This is a genomic window from Faecalibacterium sp. Marseille-Q4137 (assembly GCF_017377535.1).
In the GTDB taxonomy this organism is placed as follows: Bacteria; Bacillota; Clostridia; order Oscillospirales; family Ruminococcaceae; genus Faecalibacterium; species Faecalibacterium duncaniae.
In genome coordinates this window covers 18382-28139 of record NZ_JAFREK010000037.1, presented here as the reverse complement: position 1 = coordinate 28139, position 9758 = coordinate 18382, and the positions used below count along the sequence as shown (strand labels likewise).

Annotated in this window: 10 protein-coding genes; all 10 read left to right on the top strand. The window is 56.9% G+C overall.

Going from position 1 to position 9758, the window contains the following annotated elements; all coding sequences use genetic code 11:
* Positions 1 to 147 precede the first annotated feature (147 nt).
* On the top strand, positions 148 to 1929 hold the full coding sequence (locus J3353_RS12855; protein WP_156069742.1) for a DUF262 domain-containing protein: 1782 nt from the start codon (positions 148 to 150) through the stop codon (positions 1927 to 1929).
* Between the two features lie 205 nt (positions 1930 to 2134).
* Positions 2135 to 2605 carry an LURP-one-related/scramblase family protein gene (locus J3353_RS12850; protein ID WP_005935115.1) on the top strand — a complete coding sequence of 157 codons (471 nt, stop codon included), beginning with the start codon at positions 2135 to 2137 and terminating at the stop codon, positions 2603 to 2605.
* A gap of 119 nt (positions 2606 to 2724) precedes the next feature.
* The gene (locus J3353_RS12845) at positions 2725 to 3243 is read left to right on the top strand and encodes a GNAT family N-acetyltransferase (protein WP_197036965.1); all 519 of its coding nucleotides are present in this window, start codon (positions 2725 to 2727) and stop codon (positions 3241 to 3243) included.
* 66 nt (positions 3244 to 3309) lie between these two features.
* Entirely contained in the window at positions 3310 to 4173 is an 864-nt protein-coding gene (locus J3353_RS12840) for a TraX family protein (RefSeq protein ID WP_242700960.1), read from the top strand.
* A gap of 4 nt (positions 4174 to 4177) precedes the next feature.
* Positions 4178 to 4858, top strand: coding sequence for a response regulator transcription factor (locus J3353_RS12835; protein ID WP_156060108.1), 681 nt, complete (start codon positions 4178 to 4180; stop codon positions 4856 to 4858).
* Positions 4840 to 5781 (top strand): histidine kinase dimerization/phospho-acceptor domain-containing protein, encoded by a 942-nt coding sequence (locus J3353_RS12830; protein ID WP_156060109.1) that lies wholly within the window; start codon positions 4840 to 4842, stop codon positions 5779 to 5781. Before J3353_RS12835 ends, J3353_RS12830 begins: the two co-directional genes overlap by 19 nt.
* 184 nt (positions 5782 to 5965) lie before the next feature.
* Complete coding sequence (locus tag J3353_RS12825; protein WP_207684998.1) at positions 5966 to 6877, top strand: hypothetical protein; 912 nt, start codon at positions 5966 to 5968, stop codon at positions 6875 to 6877.
* A 104-nt stretch (positions 6878 to 6981) separates the two neighbouring features.
* On the top strand, positions 6982 to 7776 hold the full coding sequence (locus J3353_RS12820) for an NAD(P)-dependent oxidoreductase (protein ID WP_207684997.1): 795 nt from the start codon (positions 6982 to 6984) through the stop codon (positions 7774 to 7776).
* Positions 7773 to 8363: a dipicolinate synthase subunit B gene (locus J3353_RS12815; protein ID WP_156071425.1), complete on the top strand. Its 591-nt coding sequence runs from the start codon at positions 7773 to 7775 to the stop codon at positions 8361 to 8363. Before J3353_RS12820 ends, J3353_RS12815 begins: the two co-directional genes overlap by 4 nt.
* A gap of 70 nt (positions 8364 to 8433) precedes the next feature.
* Positions 8434 to 9753 carry a D-alanyl-D-alanine carboxypeptidase family protein gene (locus tag J3353_RS12810; RefSeq protein ID WP_156071422.1) on the top strand — a complete coding sequence of 440 codons (1320 nt, stop codon included), beginning with the start codon at positions 8434 to 8436 and terminating at the stop codon, positions 9751 to 9753.
* Positions 9754 to 9758 lie beyond the last annotated feature (5 nt).

Below are 9758 nucleotides of genomic sequence, written 5' to 3'. Positions count from 1 at the left end.
TGCCCAAGATAGTTCGCTGGAAACGGCGCGTGAAAATAGGTAGTCGCCGACTTAATGTAAAACCGCTCTGAGGGATTTCTCAGGGCGGTTTTTGTTGTTGTGTTTTGTACATCGGTTTATTATAATAAAGAAAAGGAGGCAGAAAAAATGGCAACGGAACTGTTTAAAAATATTCCAAGCAAAGTCGGCGATCTGGTACGAGATGTCCGAATCGGAAAAATCGGACTGCCTGATTTGCAAAGGCCGTTTGTCTGGAAAGATAATAAGATACGTGAGCTCTACGATTCGATGCTGAAAGGCTATCCAATCGGATACATTATGCTGTGGGAGTCACCAGCGGATTATGATGAGAAGAAAAGCGGCATAGGCATTAACGGTAAAATCTATACAGAGCCAAAAGAACTGGTTATTGATGGGCAGCAACGCCTGACGGCGCTTGTAGCGTCGATGTATGGCGTGAAAGTAAAAGATAAAAACTTTGTGGAGCGTGAAATTAAAATCTCTTTCAATCCGTTGACGCGAGAATTTGCGGTGTGGACGTCTGCGTTTGAGCGGACGCCGGAATGGATTCCCAAGGTGTCGGATGTCTTTTTGGCAAAAGAAAATAATACGATTAGTGCTTTTCGACGTAAGTATATCCGGGCAGTAAACGAAGCAAGGAACAAGCGTGAAGAGAAAGCGCTGACAGATGCGGAAGAAGATCTGATCGAAAATAATATAAATGATTTGCTTAACCTTTCAGAGTATTCACTTCCGACATTGGAAATCAGCTACAATGCCAGAGAGGAAGATGTAGCAGATATTTTTGTGCGGGTCAACTCTGGTGGACAAAGCCTGACAGAGAATAATTTTATCCAGACCCTGATCTCGGTTTATGAAAATGAGACCAGTGACCAGATGAACCTGTTCTGCGAGCAATCCCGCATCCCGGCAAGTGGAACGTCCTATAATAACATCATTGCAATCGAGCCATCCCATCTGATCCGAATGGCTGTCGGTGTTGGTTTCCGCAGGGCAAGACTGCGCTATGCATATATGCTGCTACGAGGGAAAAATCTGGAAACCGGAAAGTATTCTGCCGAGGAGCGACAGGAGAATCTTGCGAAGTTCAAAGAAGCCCTGCTCAAGGTGATGGATCTGAACAACTGGCATGCATTTTTGAACTGCATTGGAGAGGCAGGATACATCAGCAAAACACAGATTGCATCATCCAATGCGGTGGTTTTTAGCTATGTACTTTACCTGATTGCAAAATATGACTATAAACTGGATGCGGTCAGGCTCAAAAAGACGATTGCCAAATGGTTTTTTATGGGTGCTATTACCTACTTTTACACCGGATCGACCGAAAGCGAAGTAGAAAAGCAGTTTGCTGACCTGAGAAATGTTCATGATGCGGAGCAGTTTATCGCGTACATTGAGCGGACGATTACAACGCGGTTTACGGAAGATTACTTCCGACTGACGCTGCCGAACGAACTGAACAGCGCTGCGGCAATCTCTCCGGCCTGGAACGGCTATATTGCAGCGCAGGTCGTATTAAATACACCGATGCTGTTCAGTGCGACGCCGGTGTCAAAGTATTTCATTCTTGGAGCAAGCGGAACCAAGAATGCGGTCGACAAGCATCACATTTTCCCTAAAAATTACCTGACACAGATTGGCTATATGACCGACCGAGAACGCAATCAGATTGCAAATTTTACTTATTTGGATTATGTGACCAACATTGATATCTCTGATGACCCGCCGGTGGAGTATGTGGAACGTTATCGGAACCGGATGGGGGAAACAGAATACCACAAAACCTGCGAGGATCATGCCCTTCCACCGGATTTTGAAAAGATGGAATATATAGAGTTTTTGAAAGAGCGCAGACTGCGGATGGCACAAATCGTGCAGAAAGCGTACAAGAAACTCTGCGAATGACCAAAGAACAAAAAGCGACCCTGCTGCACGAGCATTTCACGTGGCGGGCTGTGTGATTTCGACGAACTAGAATCTGAGATAAGTCCTTCTGTTAGGAGAAAATCGAATTTTCTGTCGGGAGGGCGCCTTAAAACCCGTCCCTGAATCGTATATGGGATAAGTATGTATTCCGTCTGCGGTGAAATCGCAAAAGAGGAGGGGCAGGATGAAGCTTTTATTCAAACAACGGATGTTTTCGTGGTTCGACAGCTACGATATCTATGATGAAAACGAGAACACGGTCTATGTGGTAAAGGGGCAGCTCTCGTGGGGGCACTGCCTGAAAATCTTCGACACGGAAGAGAACGAGCTTGGTACTGTCAAGCAGGAGGTGCTGACTTGGCTGCCCAAGTTTGAACTCTATGAGGGTGAAAATTATATCGGCTGCCTCGAAAAGGAACTGGGCTGGTTCAAGCCCAAGTATAACATCGATTTCAACGGCTGGCATGTGGAGGGAGATTTCCCTGGGTGGGATTACACCATTACAAAGCCGGTGGGAGAGACAGTCGCAACGGTTTCCAAAGAGCTGCTGCAATGGACAGACACCTATGTGCTGGATATCGTTGACCCGGCAGACGCGCTCCATGTGCTGATGTTCGTGCTGGCCATCGATGCCGAAAAGTGTTCTGCAAAATGAAATTGAATTAGCCCGGCTGTGTGGGAGTGCCCGCATGGCCGGGCTTTTTACGTTGCATGGGTTGGGAAACAGTGGTATCATTAAAAAGTACGATAAAACCTGAAAATAACGAGGTGCAAATGGAAGTATTTGAAATCGAGACAGAGCGTCTGCAGCTGCGGCAGTTCCGGGTGGAGGACGCGCAGGACGTATTTGCGATTTTCTCGGATGAGCAGACCACGCTGGATTGCGGCGGTTATCATGCCTTTGATGCAATGGATGAGGAATATGACCGTCTGATGCAGAAATTTGCGGGACAGATCCGTTACAGCGTTGTCCGCAAGGCAGATGGGCGTGTGATCGGCGTGATCTCGTTGATGGATGCCGAGCGTGCCGTGCTCGGCTGGGAGCTGGGCATTGAGATGGCCCCGGATGTCCGGCGGCAGGGCTATTCCCGGGAAGCGCTGGCGGCTGTGATTCAGGCGTTCTTCGAGAAAACGGATACGGTGCTTTTCACGGGTGGGCATTATGCCTATAACACCATCTCCGGGGAGCTGCTGAAAAAACTGGGCTTCACCTATGAGGGCATCGAACACAAGGCCATGCGCCATGCAGAGCGCGGCCCCACGGATCTGGTGTGCTATTATTTGGAAAAATAAGCTTTCCCTCAGAATTCCTACAGATTTCCCTGTTACAATGATAGCATCATCGAAAGGGGAATTTGTATGCTGACAAAATTGAAAAACGGGCTGGACGGTACCCAGCTGAAAACCATTGCGCTGGTGTTGATGGTGCTGGATCACATTCATTATTTCTTCGAGTTCACCGGCTGCATCCCAACGGTGTTCAGTATGCTGGGGCGGCTCAGCGCACCGCTGTTTCTGTTCTGCACGGTGGAGGGCTTTGCCCACACCCATGACCGCAGGCGGTATTTTATCCGCATCTGGGGTATCGGAACGGCCATGGCGGCGCTGGAATTTTTTATGATCTACGCCAAAGCCTTCCGGCGCGGGGATGGCTTCTACCCGCTGAACGCTATTTTTCAGGATCTGATGCTGCTGTGCATCGTCTGGCAGGGCATCGACTGGCTCCGGGAAAAGAAATGGGTCAGGGGCGTGGCGGCCATCGCGGCGGTGGCTGGCTGGCCGTTTGTGATGGTGGCGTTTCTGAGCGCCTTCCCCCAGATCCAGCAGATGCCGTGGGCTTCCACGGTGGTGGCGTTTGTCATCACCAGCCCGCTGCCCCTGTGGACCAGCATCACGGACGGCGGATGGAGCTTTCTGCTGGGCGGTGCGCTGCTGTATGCATTGCGTGGACGGCGCAAAGTGCAGCTGACGGTATGGGCACTGGTGATTTTCCTGTGTGATTTTGTGCTGACCTTCGGGATGGCTTGCCGGCAGGAGGGCTTTGTCTGGACCCAGATGTTCACCAACAACTATGAGTGGTTCGGGGTGGCGGCGGTGCTGCTGATGCTGCTGTACAACGGGCAGCGCGGCAGCGGACACAAGCAGCTGTTCTACTGGTTCTACCCGGCCCATGTGTATCTGCTGTATGGTGCGTCCTGCCTGCTTTATAACGTTTTGAGGTGATCTTGTGGCAAATATTCTGGCAGTGGATGACAATATAGAACTCTGCAAGCTGATCCGCACTGCCTTGGAGCGGGACGGCCACCGGGTGGAAACGCGGCTCTCCGGCGCGGAGCTTACTGAACAACTCTGCCATTGGGCGGACTGCATCCTGCTGGATGTGATGATGCCCGGGGAGGATGGCTTTGCCGTCTGCCGCCGCATCCGGGGCCTGACCGATGCCCCCATTCTGTTTCTGACGGCCCGGACAGACGAAGCGTCTGTTCTGGAGGGGCTGGGCATTGGGGCAGACGACTTTTTGTCCAAGCCCTTCCGGGTGGCAGAGCTGCGCGCCCGGGTGGCGGCGCATCTGCGGCGGCAGAACCGCACCCCGGTGCATCGGCTGGTGCGTGGCGGAGTCAGTTTTGACCTGTCCGCGCGGGAGGCGGCGGTGGGAGAAACTCCTCTGCCGCTGACCCGCTCCGAGTATGCCATCTGCGAGTATCTGGCGCTGCACGCCGGGCAGACCTTTACCAAGGAGCAAATTTACGAAGCGGTTTTTGGTATTGACGGCACTGCGGACGACACCGCCGTGACACAGCACATCAAAAATATCCGGGCAAAGCTGCGGGCGGCGGGGGTAGCAGAGCCGGAAGCACTGCTGAAAACCATCTGGGGAGTGGGATATCAATGGAAAAACGAGGGCTGATTTCCCTGCGAGGCGTACTGCTGCGATATCTGGTGCAGACTGTCTTTTGCTGTGTGCTGGCGCTGCTGTTGTGGTTTGCGGCGCTGATGTGCGTCATCAACAGCGGGCTGGCGCTCCCGGCCAATCAGGCCGCGCAGGCCTGCCAGAAGGCTGCACAGGACGTTTTGCCGGGCATGACTGCCGCCACCTTTGATGAGACCCAGCTGGACTCCTTGTGCCGTTACGCCCTGTTTGCCGCGCCGGACAGCAGCGAGGTGCTGGCCACCAACATGGATGCCGGGCACTTGCAGCGGGCAATGGAGAACCGGCAGGGGAAAACCCGCTGGCATTTCGGATACACACAGTATTATATGACATCAAAATTGCAGGACGGAACGGTCTGCCTGCTGCAATTTGACTATGCCGTGCCCTACGCCGCCCCTGCGCTGCGGGGAAAGCTGCCAGATGTGCAGACGGTGCACGGCATCCTGGGCATTCTGCTGCTGGTGGGAGCGGTGGTGTGGAGCACCCACCGCTCCAGAAAGTTTCTAGCCCGGGAGACGGCCCGCCTGACCGAGGTCTCCCGACAGGTGGCTGAGAAAAAGGGCGTGGAAGAGATCGATTTTTCCGGGGCGCAGGTGCGGGAATACGCCGAGACACTGGCTGCCCTGCAGACCATGGGGCAGGAGCTGACGGCCAGCCTGCAGGCCCAATGGAAAATGGAGCAGCAGCAGCGGGAGCAGATCATCCAGCTTTCCCATGAGCTCAAAACGCCGCTGGCCGTCATTGAGGGCAACGCCGATCTGCTGGCCGAGGACGAGGCCCTGACTCCGGAGCAGCGGGAACAGGTGGAGGCCATCCTGCGGGGCACCGAGCAGACCCGGACCTATTTGCTCAAGATCCGTGCTCAGGTGCAGACACCGCTGAAGTATAAGCGGCCCTGAACAGAACTGAATGATATAAAGGAAGCCGCCCGGCTGTGTGGGAACGCCCGCACGGTCGGGCATTTTGCATTGCATGAGCAGGAAAACCGTGGTATCATAAAAAACGATAGGGTCTGAAAATAGAGGGAAAAATGAACACTTACGGCCATTCGTTCGTCTATCCAAAAAAGAGAGGGGAAAAACAATGAATTTTGAAGAGACAGAAGTCCTTTACAATGTTTACCGTGGAATCCTGCGGAACAATCGGAGCTTTCAACCGGGAAAGAGCACGGCGGTGGAATATCGCATGGACTGCCCGGAGTATGCCGACCTCCTGAAAAAGTATCCCTTTGAGAAAATTGCAGGAAAAGGCACGGACCTGCAGCGGGCAATTCGGGTGCTGAAATACCTCTCGCCTAAGCTGACGCACAGCCCGTGGTACGACGGCCATGTGGACTGCAACGCCCTGGCGCTTTTGGATTACAGTCTGGATAAACCGGAACAGGGCATCAACTGCCTGAATAAGGCCAAAATTCTGGAGGAGATCTGCCTGGCACTGGGAATCTACGCACGGCGGGTGCGCTTCCTGCCCTATTCTCCCTTCGATTTTGATTGTCACGTTGTCACGGAGATCTACGACCGGTCGCAGGAAAAGTGGTGTATGCTGGACCCGACGACCAATGGGTATCTGGTAGATGAGAAGGGCACGATCCTGAGCCTGCTGGAAGCCAGAGAGCGGATGGCAGACACCCGATTTGTGACGTATTGCAAGGCGACGAGCCGGGAAAAGGATCTGCAGAAGCTCTACCGGAAAAATATCGCAACGACCGCTTACTATGCGAAGAATCTGTTCCGCATTCAGGTGGACGCGGTCTCGCAGTTTGGAGAGAGTGGAAACTGGCTGAATTTCCCGCCGGAGCACTTTTCTATCCGGGAATGGAGCGTTGCAAGTGCAGAATACCGGTTGGAGATGGTGCCTGCCTACGCAAAGGGATATGCGGATTTTGATGAAGCCGTCCAGCTGCCGCGGATGCGTGAGGCCGTGGAGCGGACGCGAAACATGGAGGAGCCGGAGGCGATCTCTGCCGCCGCTCTGACCGAAAAGCCGATATCATAAAAAAACAGATCGCCGCTGCTTTCCTGACGGAGAGCGGCGGCTTTTTCACACCCGGCGCTCCGTGGGCATAGGATGACGCAGACCATGGGGAGGAGGGGCCGGGAATGGACGGACAAAGACGATTTGCGGTGATCGGAACGGACGCGCGGCTGGCGGCGGCAGGCCGGGCGCTGGCCCGTGCCGGGTTTGCGGTGGGCGGGCCGGAGCAGACGGCGCTGGCCGATTACATCTTACTGCCGCTGCCGCTGGACGAGAGCCGCACCCCGCTGGCGGAGCTGCTGCGAGCCGCAAAACCGGGGGCGCTGGCGCTGGGCGGAAAACTCTCGGCGCAGGCAAGGCAGATCGCGGCGGAGGCGGGCGTGGAGCTGGTGGACTACTTTGCCCGGGAGGAACTGATCCTCTGCAACGCCATCCCGACAGCAGAGGGCTGCATCGGCATCCTGATGGCGGAGCGGACGCGGACGCTTTGGAACAGCGCCATCCTGCTGGCCGGTTTTGGGCCGGTGGGGCAGGCGCTTGGGGTACGGCTGGCGGCACTGGGCGCACAGGTGACGGTGGCCGCGCGGCGGCCGGCCCAGCGGGCACTGGCGGAGAGTTTCAGCTTGCGGGCGGTGGATCTGGCCCGGCTGGAACAGACTGCTCCGGCCTTTGACACGGTGGTGAACACCATCCCGGCCCCTGTTCTGACGGAAGCCGTGCTGGCAGCCCTGCGGCCCGGGAGCCTGATCGTGGATCTGGCATCCAAGCCGGGCGGCACTGACTTTGCCGCGGCCCGGCGGCTGGGGCACCGGGCCATCCATGCCCTGAGCCTGCCAACGGCCTGCGCTCCCGAAACGGCGGGCGAGGCTCTGGCCCGGACGGTCTGTGAGATCCTGGCGGAAAGGGAGGGAACACCATGAAAAGGCAATTGCGCGGGACAGTGGCGTTTGCGGTCTGCGGGAGCTTCTGCACGCTGGGCGCGGCGGTGGCTCAGGCTGAACAGCTGGTGCGGCAGGGCTGGGAGCTGCTGCCGGTGATGAGCTATGCGGCCTCCGGCCTGAACACCCGCTTTGGCCGGGCGGATGAGTGGAAGAATCGGCTGGAGACCCTGACCGGCCACAGGGTGCTGGATACCCTGCAGGATGTGGAGCCGCTGGGGCCGCGGCAGCTGGCCCGGGCACTGGTGGTGGCCCCCTGCACCGGCACCACGCTGGCCCGGCTGGCGGCGGGCCTTTCCGACACGCCGGTCACGCTGGCGGCAAAAAGCCTGCTGCGGGTCGGGTGCCCGGTGCTGCTGGCTGTCTCCACCAACGATGGGCTGGGGGCTTCCGGGGAGAACATCGCCCGGCTGATGCAGCGCAAGCACTATTACTTTGTGCCCTACGGACAGGACGATGCAGCGCAGAAACCCCAGAGCCTGAAGGCGGATCTCACCCTGCTGCCCGCTGCACTGGAGGCTGCCCTGCACGGTCAGCAGCTGCAGCCGGTGCTCCGGGAGTGGAACTGAGGGTTTCTCTTTTCAGAGGGATAAAAATGTGGTATACTATATCATAATATCTTGAGATAGAGGAACTGGAATGAAAAAACACATCGCCATGCTGTGTGCGGTGCTTTTGACCGCACTGGCGGCGTTTGCGCCGGGCGCGGCAGCTGCCGGGCCTGCACTGACGGCTACGGAAGCGTACTGCATCATCGATGCCGACACCGGTCTGGTGCTGGCCCAGCAGAACATGAACGAGGAACTGCACCCGGCATCCATCACCAAGGTGATGACGCTGGGCCTTGCCTGTGAAAAGGCCCAGGGCAAGTGGGACAATGTCAAGCTGACGGTCAGCCACGAGGATGTCTACTCGCTGGCGGGCACCGATTCCAGCCACATCGCCCTGCAGGAAGGGGAGGAAGTGCCCCTGACCGATGCCCTGTATGCCACCATGATGGCCAGCGCCAACGATGGGGCCAACCTGCTGGCCGAATACTTCGGCGGCGGCTCCATTGAGGGCGGTGTGGCCGCCATGAACGCGCAGGCAAAGGAGCTGGGGCTGGAACACACCCACTTTGCCAACCCCCACGGCATCAGCGATGAGGACCACTACACCAGCTGCTATGACATGGCGCAGATCCTGCGCTGGGCGCTGACCCAGCCCGGGTTCGAGACCCTGTTTACCCGGAACGAGATGTACACCATGGGCCCGACCAATGTCCAGCCCGTGACCCGGTACTTTCACCAGCAGGATAAAATGCGGGTGGGCTCCAGCCGGTACTATATCCCGGCCATCCTGGGCTCCAAGATCGGCTACACCAACATTGCCCGGTACAGCTATGTCTGCCTGGCGGAGCAGAACGGCGTGCGGCTGATCTGCGTGACCATGCAGAGCCAGATCAAGACCGACAAATACAATGATGTCCGCACCCTGCTGGACGATGCCTTTGCCCGCTACACCGGCTACACCGAGATCCCTGCCCAGGGCGTGACCGGGGAGCTGGAAGTGGCGGGCGGCGGCAGCACGCTGGGCACGGTGACGGTTTCTGACCCGGGCGTGAAGCTGCTGCTGGCCGACGGCCTGACCGCAGCGGATGTGTCGGTCACGCTGGAACTGCCCGAACGATACCTCTTGGGGGTTGACCCGGCGGTGTATGCGGTGTATACCATTCATGGGCGGGACGTGCAGGAAACGGCCAGCGTCCGGGTGCCTGCCGCTGTGACCGGGCTGGAGGAGCTGCTGGCCAAGAGCGCCAACGCCACCCTGCCCGCCTCCCGGGATGTGGGGCCGAAGAGGATCGCAGGCGGCCTGCTGGCCATCTCGGTCGGTGCCACTGTGCTGGCCGCCCTTGCGGCGTTCGGCGTGGTGCGGCTGAGAATAAAATGGAAGAAAGGTAAATCAAGAAGTAAGCACTGACCCGT